At 69.2% G+C, this 16,237-nt stretch carries 16 protein-coding genes; 10 read left to right on the top strand and 6 right to left on the bottom strand.

Annotated features, from left to right (window positions below; genetic code table 11):
- Window positions 1-75 precede the first annotated feature (75 nt).
- The 4 genes from B5V46_RS11900 to B5V46_RS11885 all read left to right on the top strand — a co-directional run bounded on the left by B5V46_RS11900 (window position 76) and on the right by B5V46_RS11885 (window position 4,711).
- The gene (locus B5V46_RS11900) at window positions 76-1,035 is read left to right on the top strand and encodes an L-malyl-CoA/beta-methylmalyl-CoA lyase (RefSeq protein ID WP_080616802.1); all 960 of its coding nucleotides are present in this window, start codon (window positions 76-78) and stop codon (window positions 1,033-1,035) included.
- 273 nt (window positions 1,036-1,308) lie between these two features.
- Entirely contained in the window at window positions 1,309-1,905 is a 597-nt protein-coding gene (locus B5V46_RS11895) for a LysE family translocator (RefSeq protein ID WP_080616801.1), read from the top strand.
- Between the two features lie 245 nt (window positions 1,906-2,150).
- Entirely contained in the window at window positions 2,151-3,230 is a 1,080-nt protein-coding gene (gene cysK, locus B5V46_RS11890) for a cysteine synthase A (RefSeq protein ID WP_080618039.1), read from the top strand.
- A gap of 521 nt (window positions 3,231-3,751) precedes the next feature.
- On the top strand, window positions 3,752-4,711 hold the full coding sequence (locus tag B5V46_RS11885; protein ID WP_080616800.1) for an acetyl-CoA carboxylase carboxyltransferase subunit alpha: 960 nt from the start codon (window positions 3,752-3,754) through the stop codon (window positions 4,709-4,711).
- A gap of 86 nt (window positions 4,712-4,797) precedes the next feature.
- On the opposite strand, the gene B5V46_RS11880 is transcribed toward B5V46_RS11885, so the two are convergent.
- Genes B5V46_RS11880 through B5V46_RS11870 form a run of 3 tightly spaced genes read right to left on the bottom strand, consistent with a single transcriptional unit; the run spans window position 4,798 to window position 7,133 of the window.
- The gene (locus B5V46_RS11880) at window positions 4,798-5,532 is read right to left on the bottom strand and encodes a 1-acyl-sn-glycerol-3-phosphate acyltransferase (protein WP_080616799.1); all 735 of its coding nucleotides are present in this window, start codon (window positions 5,530-5,532) and stop codon (window positions 4,798-4,800) included.
- A 3-nt stretch (window positions 5,533-5,535) separates the two neighbouring features.
- On the bottom strand, window positions 5,536-6,423 hold the full coding sequence (locus B5V46_RS11875; protein WP_080618038.1) for an ABC transporter permease: 888 nt from the start codon (window positions 6,421-6,423) through the stop codon (window positions 5,536-5,538).
- 32 nt (window positions 6,424-6,455) lie between these two features.
- Window positions 6,456-7,133, bottom strand: a complete 678-nt coding sequence (locus B5V46_RS11870) for a cell division ATP-binding protein FtsE (RefSeq protein WP_080616798.1) — start codon at window positions 7,131-7,133, stop codon at window positions 6,456-6,458.
- A gap of 175 nt (window positions 7,134-7,308) precedes the next feature.
- Between B5V46_RS11870 and B5V46_RS11865 the strand changes: the two genes are divergently transcribed.
- Window positions 7,309-8,097 (top strand): zinc-ribbon domain-containing protein, encoded by a 789-nt coding sequence (locus tag B5V46_RS11865; RefSeq protein ID WP_080616797.1) that lies wholly within the window; start codon window positions 7,309-7,311, stop codon window positions 8,095-8,097.
- Between the two features lie 700 nt (window positions 8,098-8,797).
- Here B5V46_RS11865 and B5V46_RS11860 read toward each other — a convergent pair.
- From B5V46_RS11860 to B5V46_RS11850, 3 genes are all read right to left on the bottom strand, one after another.
- Window positions 8,798-10,447 (bottom strand): SulP family inorganic anion transporter, encoded by a 1,650-nt coding sequence (locus B5V46_RS11860; RefSeq protein WP_080616796.1) that lies wholly within the window; start codon window positions 10,445-10,447, stop codon window positions 8,798-8,800.
- Between the two features lie 204 nt (window positions 10,448-10,651).
- Window positions 10,652-10,969, bottom strand: a complete 318-nt coding sequence (locus B5V46_RS11855) for a DUF1244 domain-containing protein (protein WP_080616795.1) — start codon at window positions 10,967-10,969, stop codon at window positions 10,652-10,654.
- Between the two features lie 33 nt (window positions 10,970-11,002).
- A complete protein-coding gene (locus B5V46_RS11850; protein WP_080618037.1) occupies window positions 11,003-11,752 on the bottom strand; it encodes an N-formylglutamate amidohydrolase in 750 nt (249 codons plus the stop codon).
- Window positions 11,753-11,896: 144 nt separating this feature from the next.
- Between B5V46_RS11850 and pyk the strand changes: the two genes are divergently transcribed.
- From pyk to lipA, 5 genes are all read left to right on the top strand, one after another.
- Complete coding sequence (gene pyk / locus B5V46_RS11845) at window positions 11,897-13,342, top strand: pyruvate kinase (RefSeq protein ID WP_080616794.1); 1,446 nt, start codon at window positions 11,897-11,899, stop codon at window positions 13,340-13,342.
- Window positions 13,343-13,489: 147 nt separating this feature from the next.
- Window positions 13,490-13,690, top strand: a complete 201-nt coding sequence (rpmI, locus tag B5V46_RS11840) for a 50S ribosomal protein L35 (protein ID WP_075785022.1) — start codon at window positions 13,490-13,492, stop codon at window positions 13,688-13,690.
- Between the two features lie 14 nt (window positions 13,691-13,704).
- Complete coding sequence (gene rplT, locus B5V46_RS11835) at window positions 13,705-14,067, top strand: 50S ribosomal protein L20 (RefSeq protein WP_080616793.1); 363 nt, start codon at window positions 13,705-13,707, stop codon at window positions 14,065-14,067.
- Between the two features lie 118 nt (window positions 14,068-14,185).
- Window positions 14,186-15,112, top strand: coding sequence for a LysR substrate-binding domain-containing protein (locus B5V46_RS11830; protein ID WP_080616792.1), 927 nt, complete (start codon window positions 14,186-14,188; stop codon window positions 15,110-15,112).
- An 81-nt stretch (window positions 15,113-15,193) separates the two neighbouring features.
- On the top strand, window positions 15,194-16,144 hold the full coding sequence (gene lipA / locus B5V46_RS11825; RefSeq protein WP_080616791.1) for a lipoyl synthase: 951 nt from the start codon (window positions 15,194-15,196) through the stop codon (window positions 16,142-16,144).
- The last annotated feature ends 93 nt before the right edge of the window (window positions 16,145-16,237 follow it).

The following is a 16,237-nucleotide window of genomic DNA, read 5'->3' as shown; positions in this document are numbered from 1 at the left end:
GCTTGCGCAATATAACGCAACATTCTATCAGTTTTTCAGAATGATACGACATATCCTTGCCGAAGGGGTACGACCATGAGCTTTCGCATCCAGCCCACGCCCGTCTCGCGTCCGAATCGCTGCCAGTTGTTCGGCCCGGGCTCGCGCCCGGCGATCTTCGAGAAGATGGCGGCCAGTGCGGCGGACGTGATCAATCTCGATCTCGAGGATTCGGTCGCGCCCGACGACAAGTCTAGCGCGCGGGCCAATGTGATCCAGGCCATCGGCGATATCGACTGGGGCAACAAGACGCTGAGCGTGCGGATCAACGGGCTCGACACGCCCTACTGGTATCGCGACGTGGTGGAGCTGCTGGAACAGGCCTCCGACCGGCTCGACCTGATCATGATCCCGAAAGTGGGTTGCGGTGCCGATCTCTATGCGGTCGATGCGCTGGTGACGGCGGTCGAGCGCGCGACGGGGCGGAGCAAGCCGCTGGGCTTAGAGGTGATCATCGAATCGGCTGCCGGCATTGCCCATGTCGAGGAGATCGCGGCAGCCAGCCCGCGGCTGCAGGCGATGAGCCTCGGCGCGGCCGATTTCGCGGCCTCGATGGGGATGCAGACCACCGGGATCGGCGGCACCCAGGAGAATTACTACATGATCCGCGAGGGCGCGAAATACTGGTCGGATCCGTGGCACTGGGCCCAGACCGCGATCGTCGCGGCCTGCCGGACCCATGGCGTGCTGCCGGTCGACGGCCCGTTCGGCGATTTCTCGGACGAGGAAGGGTTCCGTGCCCAGGCGCTGCGTTCGGCGACGCTGGGCATGGTCGGCAAATGGGCGATCCATCCCAGGCAGGTGGCGCTGGCCAACGAGGTCTTCACGCCCTCCGAGGCGGCGGTGGGCGAGGCGCGCGAGATCCTCGCGGCCATGGAGAAGGCCAAGGCCGAAGGGGCGGGCGCGACCGTCTACAAGGGTCGGCTGGTCGATATCGCCTCGATCAAGCAGGCCGAGGTGATCGTGCGCCAGGCCGAGATGATCGCAGCGGGCTGAGACCGCGGGCAGGGGAGGCCGGTTTCGGACCGCCGGAGAATGCGCGGCGGATGTCTCCTGAAGGCCCGGCCGCGCCCGTCGCGGGACCTGCCGCGCGCCGATCCGGTTTCGCGGCGCTGAGACGCCACGAGCCGCCGGGGGCTCTACCCCCGGCCCCCTCAGCCCCCCATCCCCCGGGACGCCCGGCCGTCGGACTCCCGTCGGCTCCCCGTCTGCCGGAGCCCGCGACCCGCGGTGCTGGCAATCCGGGCAGAGCGTGCGATAGTGCGGGTCATGGACAATCTCGATCTTCTGCTGGCGCTTGGAGCCTTCGCGCTTGTGGCCTCGATCACACCGGGGCCGAACAACCTGATGCTGATGGCTTCGGGCGCCAATTTCGGGCTGCGCCGGACCCTTCCGCATATCCTGGGCGTGGCGCTGGGCTTCGTCGCCATGGTCGTGCTGGTCGGGTTGGGCGCGATGCGCGCCTTCGAGGCCTGGCCGATGCTGCGCGTGCTGCTGACCTGGCTGGGCGCCGCCTATCTGGTCTGGCTGGCCTGGAAGATCGCCCGGGCCGCGCCGCCAGAACCCGGCGCGGCGCCGGGGCGGCCGATGACCTTCCTGCAGGCGGCGGCCTTCCAATGGGTCAATCCCAAGGGCTGGACCATGGCGCTGGCGGCGCTGACGCTTTACGCGCCGGGGCAAAAGCCGTCGGCGGTGCTGCTGGTCGCGGGGGCCTTCGCAGCGGCAAGCGTGCCCGCGACGGGGCTCTGGACCATTCTCGGCACCCGCATCCGGCGGCTGCTGAGCCGACCCGCCCGGCTGCGCCTGTTCAACCGGGCGATGGCGCTCCTGCTGCTGGCCTCGCTGGTGCCGGTTTTCCTGCCTTGACGCTGCAAGACAGAGGGCGGTGGGAGCGTGTTCCGGATTTGCCGCCGGATTTGGAATAACGTCCGGATCTGGCCGGGGCCTTGAGTGCTCTGTTCCGCCCGGCCGAGATGTGCTCGGTCTTCCTCCCTAACCGCCTCGTCCGGCCCCGGCCCCCCGTGCCCTTTCCGGCGGGCGTGCTATGGTTCGCCCCGAGATCAGAGCGGCCGCCCGCGCGGCGGCCCGGTACCGAAGAAAGGGGTATGGTCATGGCAGATGACGGCATTCGCAAAACCAGCGGACGGGGGCGGCGTTTCGACAGCGTGCTCGACACCATCGGCGACACGCCCGCGATCCGCATCAACAATCTCGGCCCGAACCATGTCACGCTTTACGTCAAGGCCGAGTTCTTCAACCCCGGCGCCTCGGTCAAGGACCGGCTGGCGCTGAACATCATCGAGGCGGCCGAGCGCTCGGGCGCGCTGAAACCCGGGCAGACCGTGGTCGAGGCGACCTCGGGCAATACCGGCATCGGGCTGGCGCTGGTCTGCGCGCAGAAGGGCTATCCGCTGGTCATCACCATGGCCGAGAGCTTCTCGGTCGAGCGCCGCCGCCTGATGCGGATGCTGGGCGCCAAGGTGGTGCTGACGCCGAAGGCCGACAAGGCGATGGGGATGTATCGCAAGGCCCAGGAGCTGGCCGAGAAGAACGGCTGGTTCCTCGCCCATCAGTTCGAGACCGGGGCCAATGCCGATATTCACGAGGCCACCACCGCCCGCGAGATCCTTGCCGATTTCGAGGACGAGCGGCTTGACTATGTCGTGTCGGGCTACGGCACCGGCGGGACGGTGACCGGCATCGCGCGGGCGCTGCGCCGCGAACGCCCCGAGACCAGGATCATCCTCAGCGAACCGGCCGATGCCGCGCTGATCGCCTCGGGCCGGGCGCAGAAGCGCAATGCCGAAGGCGAGGCGGATGAAAGCCACCCGGCCTTCCATCCGCATCCGATCCAGGGCTGGACCCCGGATTTCATTCCGCTGGTCCTGCAGGAGGCGATCGACAAGGGCTTCTATGACGAGCTCATTCCGGTCGAGGGACCCGAGGCGCTGAAACAGGCGCGGGCGCTGGCCGCGAAGGAGGGCATCCTGACCGGGGTTTCGGGCGGGGCGACCGTCGCGGTGGCGCTTCAGGTGGCCGAGACCGCCGAGCCGGGCTCGGTCATCCTCGCGATGCTGCCCGATACCGGCGAGCGCTATCTTTCGACCCCGCTTTTCGAGGCGGTGGAGGCCGAGATGAATGACGAGGAAAAGGCGATCTCGGCCTCGACGCCGGGATTCCAGATCGGCTGATCGCCGGGGCCGGTCCCGCCCTGTTCCCGGGGCGGGACCGGCCGAGGCGGGGGCGTCGCCGTGAAGACCATGCGTCTTCGCGTCTGCGCGCCCCGCGAACCGGTCCTCGCATCGGGCATCGCGCGGGCGAGCCCTGCCCGGGCATCACGGACCAGCGCAAAACGGGGACAGACCCGTGCCCCCTTGTCGGGGCCGGCGGTCATCAGGGCGGCCCGAGGCGAAGTGCAGGGGCAAAGGCGCGGCCACTTTGTCATGGCGATGCGGTTCCGCGCCCGGGCGGCCTGTGTTCCGGGCGCGGTTTTCCGGTCTGGTGGCGGAGGTCCGACACTGCCCGTCGCTGATGCCACCGCGAACGGTTGCATATCGCGATCCGGCCCGTGTGCCGGCCCGTGCCCCGGCCTGCGCTCAGGACCGCCTGCCGGGATGCCGCCGGGGCAGCCGCGTCATCGTCGTCGCGCGGCGGCGTTGCAAATCGGCGCGGCGGGCGTCATATACCCCGCCAGCATCAAGGAGCCGCGTCGATGAACTATCTCGAATTCGAAAAGCCCCTGGCAGAGATCGAAGGCAAGGCCGAGGAGCTTCGGGCGATGGCCCGCGCCAATTCCGAGATGGACGTGGCGCAGGAGGCCTCGGCGCTCGATCGCAAGGCCGCCGACATGCTGAAGGAGCTTTACAAGAACCTGACCCCCTGGCGGAAATGCCAAGTCGCGCGCCATCCCGACCGGCCGCATTGCAAGGACTACATCGAGGCGCTGTTCCGCGAATACACGCCGCTGGCGGGCGACCGCAACTTCGCCGAGGACAATGCGGTGATGGGCGGGCTTGCGCGGTTCAACGACCAGCCGGTGGTGGTGATCGGCCATGAGAAGGGGTTCGATACCAAGACCCGGCTCGAGCGCAATTTCGGCATGGCCCGGCCCGAGGGCTATCGCAAGGCGGTGCGGCTGATGGACATGGCCGACCGGTTCGGGCTGCCGGTCATCACCCTTGTCGACACCCCCGGCGCCTATCCGGGCAAGGGCGCCGAGCAGCGCGGCCAGTCCGAGGCCATTGCGCGTTCGACCGAGAAATGCCTGCAGATCGGCGTGCCGCTGATCTCGATCGTGATCGGCGAGGGCGGCTCTGGCGGGGCGGTGGCCTTCGCAACGGCCAACAAGGTCGCGATGTTGGAGCATTCGGTCTATTCGGTGATCTCGCCCGAGGGCTGCGCCTCGATCCTGTGGAAGGATGCCGAGAAGATGCGCGAGGCGGCCGAGGCGCTGCGTCTGACGGCGCAGGATCTGCTCAAGCTCGGGGTGATCGACCGGATCATCCCCGAACCCATCGGCGGTGCCCAGCGCGCCCGCGAGGAGACCATCGACCGGGTCGGGCGCAACCTTGCCACCATGCTGGGCGAGCTGCTCGGCAAGGAGCCCGCTGCGCTTGTCGCCGAGCGGCGCCGGAAATTCCTCGAGATCGGCTCGAAGGGGCTGGCTGCCTGAGCAGCTTGCCTCTTCGCGCCTGACCGGGGGGCTGGCCCGGGAGGGATCCCCGGCGACGGTATCGCCGGCGTTGTCCTTTGCGGGTCTCAGCCCCTGGTCGTGAAGCCCGCCTCGGCCATCAGCCTATCCGAGGCGGTCTCGACCCTCTCTTCAAGCTCTGCCATGAAGACGTCGATCGGCTGTGCGGGCGCGATCGGCGGCAGGTATTCCAGCACCGCGAGCCCGGGTTTGCGATAGATCCCGGTGCGGGGCCAGAACACGCCCACATTGGTGGCGGCGGGGATGCAGCGCTGGCCGATCTGCTGGTAAAGCACGCCCGCGCCGATCTTGTAGGGGCGCGACACGCCCGGCGCAACGCGGGTGCCCTGCGGGTAGATGATCAGCTGCCCCGGCGCCTGCCGGCCCTCGGCCACCTGTTTTCTCATCGCAGCGATGGCCTGGCCGCGCTTGCCGCGGTCGACCGGCACGCAGCCGATCCGCAGCGCGTACCAGCCCAGGACCGGCGCCCAGGTCAGGGATTTCTTCATGATGAAGCGGGGCCGGGGCAGCGAGCCCACCAGAAGGATGATGTCGAAGAAGGACTGGTGCTTGGCGGCGATCAGCACCTCGTCCTCGGGCGGGGTGCCGCGCACCTCGGATTTCAGGCCGACCATCCAGCGCGCGGTCCAGCGCACCCAGTGGCAATAATGCCGAGCCGCCAATGTGGCGCCGCGCGGCGAGGCCAGCGCCAGCGGCAGGTAGAGCAGCCCGATGACCGGCATCGCCAGATACATCTGGCCGACGAAGACCAGCGAGCGCAGATATTGCAGGGGAGAGCGCATCGGTCAGGTGATCCTTCTGAGCATTCGCATCGCGGTCCAGCGGGTGGCGGCAAAGCCGATGGCTCCGGCCGGCACCGGCAAGAGCAGCGGTACGATCCATTGGGGGCCGGAAAATCCAAGCCCGGTCAGAAATCCGTCGGGTCCGTCGCCGGGCAGAAGGGCGACGGCGCCCATCCCGGCAAGGGTTCCGAGCGCGGCGCCTTCCAGCGTCCGCCGGGTAAAGCGGCGCACGAAGGCCCGGGCGATGAAGATGTCGCGGGCGCCGACCAGGCGCAGCACGCCGATCAGCTGGGCATTGGCGGCCAGCGCCGCATTGGCGGCCAGCGCGATCATCGCCGCCATGCTGGCCCCGATCAAAAGGGCCGCGGTCCAGCCCAGCAGCCGGAGCCGTCCGGCCGCGCGCACCAGCGGCTGGCGCCAGCGGGTGTGATCGTCGAGGGCCGCCCCCGGCGCCTCGGCCGCAAGCCTGAGGCGCAGCGCCTCGGCATCGATGCCCGCGCGGGTCTCGGTCACCTCGATCAGCCGGGGCAGGGGCAGCGTCTCGACCGGCAGGTCGGGGCCGAACCAGGGCTCCAGCAAGTGCCGCTGTTCGATGTCGCTCATGGCCCGGGCCGAGGCGATGCCGGGGGTCGTGCGCAGGATCTCGAGCACCGCGTCGGTCTGGGTGCCCATCTGCCCGGGCGGGGCCGAGATCCGCACCGTCGCGGTCCGCGCCAGCGCGTCCGCCCAGCGGTCGGCCAGCCGCCCAGAGGCCATGCTCAGCGCCAGCGCGAAGACCGCGAGAAAGGTCATGGTGGCGGCAGTGAACAGCGTGAGCCGGGCGGTGAAGCCGGTTGGCGGCACGACCCGGCTGGCTTCGGGCTCCGAGCTCAGAGCCGAGGCCAGCAGCACGACGCGCCGCCTCAGGGCCGCCAGCAGCGGCCTCACAGATCCGCCCCCGCGAGCTGCAGCCGCCGGTCCTTGATGCGCAGCACGCGCGCCGCGACCTGGGTCTTGGCGGCCCGGATCAGGTTCAGGTCATGGGTCGCGATCAGGATCGTCTTGCCCATCCGGTTCAGCTCGATCAACAGTTGCAGGATACGCAGCGACATCTCCCAGTCGACATTGCCGGTGGGTTCGTCGGCCAGGATCACGTCGGGCGACAGGATCACCGCCCGGGCCAGCGCCGCGCGCTGGCGCTCGCCGCCCGAAAGCTGCGGCGGCAGCGCCCCGGCCTGCGCCTTCAGCCCGACCCAGTTCATGAGTTCCGCGAGGTTGCGCTCTTCGGCCGCGATATCGCGGCCCGAGGCCAGCAGCGGCAGGGTGATATTCTCGGCGAGCGGCAGGTGGTCTAGGAAGCGGCAATCCTGATGCACCACGCCGATCCGGCGCCGCATCCGCGCGACCCCGTCGCGGTCGAGCCCCGCGAGATCGGCGCCGAACAGGCGCATCGTGCCATGGCTGGGATGCAGTTCGGCATAGCAGATCTTGAGGAACGTGGTCTTGCCCGCCCCCGAGGGGCCGGTCAGGAAATGAAACGAGGCCGGCGCCAGCCTCAGCGACATGTCGCACAGAAGCTCGCTGCCGCCATAGCTGTGCGAGACGTTTTCGAGCTCAATCAAGGTCCGCTCCGTCGGCCGGGGTCCGGGTCCGTTCGCCCATGGTATTGCCCACGTCCGCGCGGGTTGCAATCGCACCGACCGCAAAGGCTTTGAATTTCCGCAGCCGGTGATACAACATGGCGCGGATATGGCAGGCAGGTCCGGCGGGCCGATACGCCCCGGGGGGTAGAGCGGAATGCGATTGACGTGCCCGAAATGCGGCGCCCAATACGAGGTGGACGAGGCGGTGATCCCGGACGAGGGGCGTGACGTCCAGTGTTCGAACTGTAACCACATATGGTTCCAGGACCCGGCCGGTGCCGCGCCGCAGGACCCGCTGGCGGGCTTCGCGGTGCCGCGCGCGCCGGTGCCGCCGGAGACCGCGTCGGATGGCGCCGGTGCGGTGCCCCCGACCGGGCAGGGCACAGATGCGCCGCCGCGCCGCGGGCTCGACGAGGACGTGCTGAACATCCTGCGCGAGGAGGCCGAGCGCGAGCAGCGCGCCCGCGAGGAAGAGGCGACCGCCGAGACCTTTTCGGAACAGGCCGATCTGGGGCTTGTCAGCCCGCCGCGTTCGGGTCGGGGCAGTGCCCCCGAGGCAGCGCCGTCGCCGCGGTCCGAACCGGAGGCCGACCCGGAGGCCGCCCCGGCCGAGCCGTTGCCGGCCCGGCGGCGCGACCTGCTGCCCGATATCGAGAAGATCACCTCGACGCTTTCGGCCAGCACCGATCGCGGCGCCGAAAGCATCCCGCCCGCGGCCGCATCCCGCAGCGGTTGGGGCGGTGCCTTCGTGGCGGGCTTCCTTGTCGCGGTTCTGGTCGCGGCGGCAGCACTTTCTGCCTATCTCAAGGCGCCGGCCATTGCCGGGCTGAGCCCCGCGCTCGAGGGCCAGGTCGAGGCCTATGTCGAGACGGTCGATGCGGCCCGGGCCTGGCTGGCCGGGCTGGTCCCGGACGATCTGCTCGACCGGGGGCCGGACCGCTAGCCCGCTTGTCCTTCAGCCGCGGTGATTGGCCCGGCCCTGGCGGGGCTGACATGCCTGCGCGCGACCGCAGCGATGATGAGCTCATGCGGTTTCCCCGCGTCCTGGGGCCGCTTCGCGAAGACGTTCATTCCGGGGGGGGGGCGAGTCCGGGCCAAGAGCGCGGCCTGGAACGGGACCGGCTTCGGATGACGCCTGCCTTCAGCAATGGTGGGCTTTCCGCGCCGCGCTTCGCGGTCCCGGGCGATGGGGCGGGGCTGGTCAAAGGTGCCTCAGACGGCTTCGGGGCGGGGCTGTTCCGCGAGCGGCTAGTAGTACCGGCCCGACGTCGGGGTGAGCCGCTCAGGTGAATGCCTTGGCCGGCTGCGCGTGGCAGGGGCGTGATGAGGGCGTCGGGTGTCGTCGCCAGTGATCCGCTCACCGATGAGGCGCATCGCAGGCCGGATGCTTCAGGCGCGGTGTCGATGCAGGCTCTGTGCCGCCAGCGTCCGGGTGAAGCGCCGACACCGTAGGCTGCACTTTCTTTGGTCCGTTCCGCGGTCCCTATGGCCGCTTGCCGGCCTGCGGGAGGGGGAAGAGAGACGGTTCGAGCGCGCTGGCAGGGATGGGCGGGCCCGAAGTTCCAGAGGGCATGACCGGTCCCGTCACCGCGCCCGGGCAGGGCTGATGACTGGACAGGGGGAAGGGCCGAGATGCGCAAGGATCAGGCCGCATCGGCCATGGCCCGGGCCCCGGCGACATCCGGTGTGATATGGGTGGCGTCTGGCAGCCCGGCGGCCCTGAGCATCTGCAGATGCCGGGGGCGTGCCCCTGCCAGAGAGACCGCCATGCCCTGCTCGAGCGCCTTTCGGGCGAAGCCGGTCAGGCTGTGTGCGCCGGTCATGTCCAGAAGCGGGACATCCGCCATGTCGAGGATCAGATGGCGCGGCCGGGCCGCGATCCGGTCGAGCACATTCTCGATCACCGGAGCCGAGCCGAAGAAATAGGCGCCCGTCAGCCTCAGCACCACGGTCTGCCGGTTGGGGCCGCGATCCTCGGGCCGGCTTTCGGTATCGCTCTCGTCCAGCATCGCGTCGACCCCGCTCATCTGCGCGAGCCGGTGCAGGAAGACCAGCGCGCCGAGCGCAAGCCCGGTCACGATGGCCTCGGTCAGATCGCGCAGTACAGTCATCGCGAGCGTTGCCAGCAGTACCACGACCTCGGCCCGGGCGGTGCGTGCGAGCGTCCGGATCGCGCGGATGTCGATCATGTGCAGCGAGACCGAGACCAGCACGCCGGCCAGTGCTGCCAGCGGAATTGCCGAGGCGAGTGGTGCCAGCAGCAGCACCATGCCCAGAAGCGCCAGCGAATGGATCATGCCCGCGACCGGGCCATGGGCGCCAGCCCGCACATTGGTGGCGGTCCGGGCGATGGTGCCGGTGACGCAGAAGCCGCCGAAACAGGCCGAGGCCATGTTGGCCGCCCCCTGTCCGATCAACTCGGCATTCGAGCGGTGGCGCCGCCCGGTCATCGAATCCGCCACCACCGCCGAAAGCAGCGACTCGATGGCGCCCAGAAGGGTGAAGGCCAGCGCGTCGGGAAGGACGGCGCGGATCTTCTCGAGCCCCAGCGGCGGCAGATGTGGCGCGGGCAGGCTGGAGGCGATGCCGCCATAGGCGCTGCCGATGGTGGGCACCGGCAGCCTGAACAGCCAGACCGTCAGCCCGGCCAGCGCGATTGCCATCAGCATGCCCGGAAAGCGCGGCGCATGGCGGCGCTGCACCAGGATGAAGCCGAAGGTGCCGATGCCCATCGCCAGATCGATCGGGCCGAGCGTCGGCAGCGCGGCCCAGAGCGCAGGGATCTTCTCGAGGAAGGGGCCGGGTTCGGGGCCGTCGAGGGTCAGCCCCAGAAACGGCCGCATCTGGCTGGCGAGGATGATGACGCCGATCCCGGCGGTGAAGCCCACCGTGACGGGGTAGGGGATGAACTTGACGAAGCTGCCCAGGCGAAGCGCCCCGGCCGCGGCCAGGAAGAGGCCCGAGAGGAAGGTCGCGAGCGCCAGTCCGTCCAGCCCGTGGCGCTGGACGGTGGCCATGACCAGCACGATGAAGGCGCCGGCCGGGCCGCCGATCTGGTACCGGCTGCCGCCGAGCGCCGAGACCAGAAAGCCGCCGATGATGGCGGTGATCAGCCCGCGATCCGGCGGCACGCCCGAGGCGATGGCAATGGCCAGCGACAATGGCAGCGCCACCACCGCCACGGTCAGCCCGGCCACCAGATCGGCGCGGAAGGCGCGCAGCCCGTAACCCTCGGCCATGACCGTCAGAAGTTTGGGAGTGAATTGCAGTATCGGTCCGCTGGCCGGGATCATCGGGGGCTCCGTTCGTCCGGGGCGCGCGGCGACAGACATGCTCCCGCGCCCGGAGGCGCGCGGGCGGTGCCGCGCTGTCATGAGTCGCGGCGCAGTCTACTCCAGAACCCGGGGGCGGATGCGACCGCTTTCTTGCGGCCCGTCCGCAGACCTTCCCGGTACCACTGCTCAGGTCAGCTCAGGCACGGGCGGCGCCGAAAGGGCTCAGTCCTTGCGCGGGCCGACATTGGCGGCGAAGGCGCTGTCGAAGGCCGCCTTCTGTTCGGGGCTCGCCCCGGTCTGATGCAGGGCCTTCCAGTCCGCATAGGGCATGCCGTAGAAGGTCTCGCGCGCCTCGGCCTCGGTCATCGCGACCCCGCGTTCGGCGGCGGCCTCGGCCATCCAGCGCGACAGACAGTTGCGGCAGAACCCGGCCAGGGTCATCAGGTCGATGTTCTGGACCTCGGGCCGGTCCTCCATCAGGTGGCGCCTGAGCCGCCGGAAGGCGGCGGCCTCGATCTCGGTGCGGGTGGTGTCGTCCATGTCGGGTCTCCTTCCGGGAGGGGCGGGCCGCGCTCAGGCGCCGGTCTCGGCCAGCGCGGCCTCGAGGATCGGGGCAAGCCGCGCGCCCCAGGCGACCTGGTCGGCGGGCGCGGCGATCACGTCATTGCGGAGTTCGATCAGCACGTTCGGCCGGCCGAAGGCCTCGGCATGGCGGTCGACGGAATCGCCCGGCAGATGCCCGCCATAGGGCTCGTTCTCGCCGACGCAGAGACCGCCCAGATCGTCCTCGGCGCGCAGCCGCGCGATCAGCGGCCGCGCCAGCCGGTCGTCGGCGCCATGCAGGATGCCGATCTGCCAGGGCCGGGGCGGGCGGCCCTTCAACTGCGGCGTGAAGCTGTGAATCGCGAGCAGGACGGTGTCGGAGCGCCGCGCTGCCAGCCGCGCGACCTCGCCGTGATAGGGGCGCCAGAAGGTCCGGATGCGGCGGTCGAGCTCGGCCTCGCCGATGGCGCGGTTGGTGGGGATTACGGTGCCGTCATAGAGCCGCATCACCAGCGTCGGATCGTCCTCGCCCCGGTTCGGGTCGATCACCAGCCGCGAGAAGCGGCTGAGCACCAGGGTCGCGTCGAGCCGCTCGGCCAGCGCGCGGGCCACGCCCGCGGCCCCCGGATCCCAGGCGATGTGGCGGGCCATGTCGGCCGGAGACAGGCCGAGGCTGCCGCCATTCACGCAGGACGGCACGATGTTGGTGGCGTGATCGCAGGTCACCAGCCAGCGCCCGCCGCGCGTCTCGCCGACCGTCTCGAAGGGCTGCTCGGTCATCATCCTGTCACCTTTTCAAGCCACATCCCTGTCTGCGGCCGTTCCCGCAGGCGCCGGTTGTCTTGACGCTGAGTTCGGCCTAGAAGGTGGGATTGTACACCGGCGCATACTGCGCATGGATCACCTGAAGACAGATAGGTCAGTATGAGACGTCTACGCAACCTCAAGATCGTGGCCACGCTGGGCCCGTCCTCGACCGACTACGCGACCATCCGGGCGCTTTTCGAGGCCGGAGCGGATGTGTTCCGGCTGAACATGAGCCATGGCTCCCATGAGGAGATCGCGCAGCGTCACGCGACCATTCGCCAGATCGAGGCCGATACCGGCCGCCCGATCGCGATCCTGGCCGACCTGCAGGGGCCCAAGCTGCGCTGCGGCCAGTTCGCCAATGGCGCGGCCGAGCTCGAGGACGGGCAGACCTTCCGCTTCGATCTCGACCCGACCCCGGGCGAGGCGCATCGGGTGCAACTGCCGCACAAGGAGATCTTCGACGCGCTCGAACCCGGCGCCACGCTGCTTGTCAATGACGGTAAGCTGCGGCTGCGGGTGAAGGAGCACGGTCCCGATTTCGCCGAATGCGAGGTGATCGTGGGCGGCACCATCTCGAACCGCAAGGGCGTGAACGTGCCCGATGTGGTGCTGCCGCTGGCGGCGCTGTCCGAGAAGGACCGCGAGGATCTGAATTTCGCGCTCGATCTCGGTGTCGACTGGGTCGCGCTGAGCTTCGTGCAGCGCCCCGAGGACGTGATCGAGGCGCGCGAGATCGTGGGCACGCGGGCCGCGATCCTGTCGAAGATCGAGAAGCCCGCCGCGGTGAAGGCCTTCGACGAGATCCTCGAGGTCTCGGACGGGATCATGGTCGCGCGCGGCGATCTGGGGGTCGAATTGCCGGTCCAGAGCGTGCCGCCGATCCAGAAGCGGCTGGTGCGGTCCTGCCGGGCCGCCGCCAAGCCGGTGATCGTGGCGACGCAGATGCTCGAATCGATGATCGAAAGCCCGATGCCGACCCGGGCCGAGGTCTCGGACGTGGCCTCGGCGATCTACGAGGGGGCCGATGCGGTGATGCTGTCGGCCGAATCCGCTGCCGGGCGCTATCCGGTCGAGGCGGTGAAGATGATGGACAATGTCGCGGTCGAGGTCGAAAGCGACCCGACCTACCGCTCGGTGATCGAGGCCAGCCGCCAGGCCGAGCGCTCGAGCGTAGCGGACGGCATCGTCTCGGCCGCGCGCGAGATCGCCGAGACCACCGACATCAAGGCGATCTGCTGTTTCACCGAATCGGGCACGACCGCGCTCAAGACCTCGCGCGAGCGGCCGCGGGTGCCGATCCTGGCGCTGACGCCGTTTCCGGCGACGGGTCGGCGGCTGTGCCTGAGCTGGGGCATCAACTGCTATTACAACGAGAAGGTCGAGCGCTTCAAAATGGCCGTGGTCAGCGCTGCCCGTGCGGCGCGGGAGGGCGGCTATGGCGGGGGCGATGACAAGATCATCGTGGTCGCGGGGCTGCCCTTCAATCTGCCCGGCTCGACCAATATCCTGCGCGTCGCGCCCTGCGAAGAGCGGCTGATCTTCAATCTCGAGCCCGAATAAGGCTCTGCCCGGGCCCGCCTGACGCGTCGGAGAACGATTTCTCCTTGCATGCGGGGCCCGGGCTTTCTATATGCTCGTCACTCACCTGGGGCGACCGGCCGTTGTGGCATGCCGAGTCGCACCTTCACCGCCCGAAAGGAGACGGAAATGCCCAAGATGAAAACCAAGTCGAGCGCCAAGAAGCGCTTCAAGGTCACGGCCACCGGCCGGGTCAAGGCGGGTCAGGCCGGCAAGCGCCACGGCATGATCAAGCGGACCACCAAGTTCATCCGCGACGCGCGCGGGACGACGATGCTCTCGGCTCCGGACGAGAAGCTCGCCAAGTCCTACATGCCCTATTCGCGCTAACGGAGGCCTGATCCATGTCCCGAGTCAAAGGCGGCACCACCACCCATGCCCGTCACAAGAAGGTCATCAAGGCTGCGAAAGGCTATTACGGCCGCCGCGGCAATGCCTTCCGCACCGCGACCCAGGCCGTCGACAAGGCCAACCAGTACGCGACCCGCGACCGCAAGCAGCGCAAGCGGAATTTCCGCGCGCTCTGGATCCAGCGGATCAACGCGGCCGTGCGTGCCCATGACGAAACGCTGACCTATTCGCGCTTCATCAACGCTCTGGCCGTTGCCGGGATCGAGGTCGACCGCAAGGTCCTGGCCGATCTCGCCGTGAACGAGCCCGAAGCTTTCGGTGCGATCGTCGAGAAGGCCAAGGCCGCGCTGGCCTGAGCCTGACGCGACCTGTCGGTTCCGCCCCCGTCCGGCTTAGCCGGGCGGGGGTTTTCATGTCAGCCGGGCCGACCGCGCCGGGATGGATCGCGGGGCGCGGCTGCGATAGGACATCGGCATGAGCATCACCCTGCGGCAGCTTTCCTATTTTATCGCCCTCGCCGAGCATCGCCATTTCGGCCGTGCCGCCGAGACGGTGCATGTCAGCCAGCCTGCGCTCTCGGTGCAGATCCGCGAGCTCGAGGCCGGGCTTGGCGTGCAACTGGTCGAGCGCCAGCCGCGCGGGGTGGTGCTGACGCCTGCCGGGCACAATCTTCTGCGCCATGCCCGCCGGGTGATGCAGGAGGTGAGCGCGCTGAAGGATGCCGCGCGCTGGCAGCGCGGGCTGGCCGGACGGCTGAGCCTCGGGCTCATTCCGACGGTGGCGCCCTATCTGCTGCCGGTCGCGCTGCCGCTGATCCGGGCCGACAACCTGTCGTTGGAGATCGGGGTGCGCGAGGCGCGGACCGACCTGTTGCTGGCAGATCTCGACGAGGGGCGTCTCGATGCGGTGCTGCTGGCGCTGCCGACCGGGCGGGACGACCTGGTCGAGGCGCCGCTGTTCGATGACCGCTTCCTGCTGGCGGGTTCGGCGCGGCAGATCGCGGCGCTGGGGGCGGATCTCGGCGGGCTGCGGCCCGATGCGCTTGACCCGGACCGGCTGCTCTTGCTGGATGAGGGGCATTGCCTGGCCGATCAGGCGCTCGAGGTCTGCGGCATGAAGCGCGAGGAGACCCGGGTCGATCTGGGGGCCTCGTCGCTGGCGACGCTGTGCGGACTGGCGGCCGAGGGGTTCGGGCTGACCTTCCTGCCCGAGATCGCGCTGCGCACTGAACGGGCGGCAAGTCCTTCGCTCGCGGTCCACCGCTTCGCCTCGCCCGAACCGGCGCGGCAGCTGGGGCTGGTCCGGCGCCGGATCTCGCGCGAGGATGGCTGGTTCGCGGCCCTGGCCGCGATCCTGGCCGAGGCCGGGGAACGTCTGACCCGGACCGCCCAAGACGGCTGAGCGGCGCCTCGGCGGCCGCGGTTGCCTTCGGACGGGGAAGCGCATAAGAAAGGGCGATCCGTCCCGCCAGGGAGACCTCCGTTGCGCGACCTCAAAAACCCCGCCGAACGCCACCCCGAAAAGGCCCGCCGTCCCGATACGGCCCAGCCCAAGAAACCGACCTGGATCCGCGTGCGCGCGCCCGGCGGCGAGGGCTATCGCGACACCCACCGCGTGATCCGCGAGCATGGGCTGGCGACGGTCTGCGAAGAGGCCGGATGCCCCAATGTGGGCGAGTGCTGGTCGCAGGGCCATGCGACAATGATGATCATGGGCGAGATCTGCACCCGCGGCTGCAGCTTCTGCAACGTGGCAACCGGACGCCCCGATGCGCTTGACATCTTCGAGCCGGGCCGGGTCGCCGATGCGGTCCAGAAACTCGGGCTGAAGCATGTCGTCATCACCTCGGTCGATCGCGACGATCTGGAGGATGGCGGGGCCGAGCATTTCGCCCAGACCATCCGCGCGGTGCGCCATCGTGCGCCCGAAACCACCATCGAGGTGCTGACGCCCGATTTCCTGAAATGCGGGCCCGGCGCGCTCGAGACCGTGGTCGCGGCGCGGCCGGACGTGTTCAACCACAATCTCGAGACGGTGCCGGGGCTTTATCCGGAAGTCCGTCCGGGCGCGCGCTATTTCCATTCGCTCCGGCTGCTGCAGCGGGTGAAGGAGATCGACCCGTCGATGTTCACCAAGTCGGGGATCATGGTCGGGCTTGGCGAGGAGCGTCAGGCCGTGCTTCAGGTGATGGACGATCTGCGCGCAGCCGATGTCGATTTCCTGACCATCGGGCAGTATCTGCAGCCGACGCCCAAGCATCACGCGGTGGCGCGTTTCGTGACGCCCGAGGAATTCGCAGCCTATGAGAAGGCGGCCTATGGCAAGGGCTTCCTGATGGTGTCGGCCACGCCGCTGACTCGTTCCAGTTATCACGCAGGCGAGGATTTCGCCCGCCTGCGCGTCGCCCGCGAGGCACGGCTCGCGCAGGCCTAGGTTTTTGATCCCACGGTTTGATGGTGTGATCCTTTCGAAGGAATGGAAGGATGCCCTATGGGCCAGGTTCGTCACGGAAGGGCCACGACCACG

The organism is Rhodovulum sp. MB263 (assembly GCF_002073975.1).
Taxonomy (GTDB): domain Bacteria; phylum Pseudomonadota; class Alphaproteobacteria; order Rhodobacterales; family Rhodobacteraceae; genus Rhodovulum.
Note: the sequence above shows the minus strand (reverse complement) of the source record. Positions and strands in the feature narration are given on the sequence as shown.

What these genes read in the sequence shown, in the direction of transcription:
- B5V46_RS11900 (WP_080616802.1), top strand. Translation starts at nt 76, where the DNA reads ATGAGCTTTCGCATCCAGCCCACGCCCGTCTCGCGTCCGAATCGCTGC.
- B5V46_RS11895 (WP_080616801.1), top strand. Translation starts at nt 1,309, where the DNA reads ATGGACAATCTCGATCTTCTGCTGGCGCTTGGAGCCTTCGCGCTTGTG.
- cysK (WP_080618039.1), top strand. Translation starts at nt 2,151, where the DNA reads ATGGCAGATGACGGCATTCGCAAAACCAGCGGACGGGGGCGGCGTTTC.
- B5V46_RS11885 (WP_080616800.1), top strand. Translation starts at nt 3,752, where the DNA reads ATGAACTATCTCGAATTCGAAAAGCCCCTGGCAGAGATCGAAGGCAAG.
- B5V46_RS11880 (WP_080616799.1), bottom strand. Translation starts at nt 5,532, where the DNA reads ATGCGCTCTCCCCTGCAATATCTGCGCTCGCTGGTCTTCGTCGGCCAG.
- B5V46_RS11865 (WP_080616797.1), top strand. Translation starts at nt 7,309, where the DNA reads ATGCGATTGACGTGCCCGAAATGCGGCGCCCAATACGAGGTGGACGAG.
- B5V46_RS11860 (WP_080616796.1), bottom strand. Translation starts at nt 10,447, where the DNA reads ATGATCCCGGCCAGCGGACCGATACTGCAATTCACTCCCAAACTTCTG.
- B5V46_RS11855 (WP_080616795.1), bottom strand. Translation starts at nt 10,969, where the DNA reads ATGGACGACACCACCCGCACCGAGATCGAGGCCGCCGCCTTCCGGCGG.
- B5V46_RS11850 (WP_080618037.1), bottom strand. Translation starts at nt 11,752, where the DNA reads ATGACCGAGCAGCCCTTCGAGACGGTCGGCGAGACGCGCGGCGGGCGC.
- pyk (WP_080616794.1), top strand. Translation starts at nt 11,897, where the DNA reads ATGAGACGTCTACGCAACCTCAAGATCGTGGCCACGCTGGGCCCGTCC.
- rpmI (WP_075785022.1), top strand. Translation starts at nt 13,490, where the DNA reads ATGCCCAAGATGAAAACCAAGTCGAGCGCCAAGAAGCGCTTCAAGGTC.
- rplT (WP_080616793.1), top strand. Translation starts at nt 13,705, where the DNA reads ATGTCCCGAGTCAAAGGCGGCACCACCACCCATGCCCGTCACAAGAAG.
- B5V46_RS11830 (WP_080616792.1), top strand. Translation starts at nt 14,186, where the DNA reads ATGAGCATCACCCTGCGGCAGCTTTCCTATTTTATCGCCCTCGCCGAG.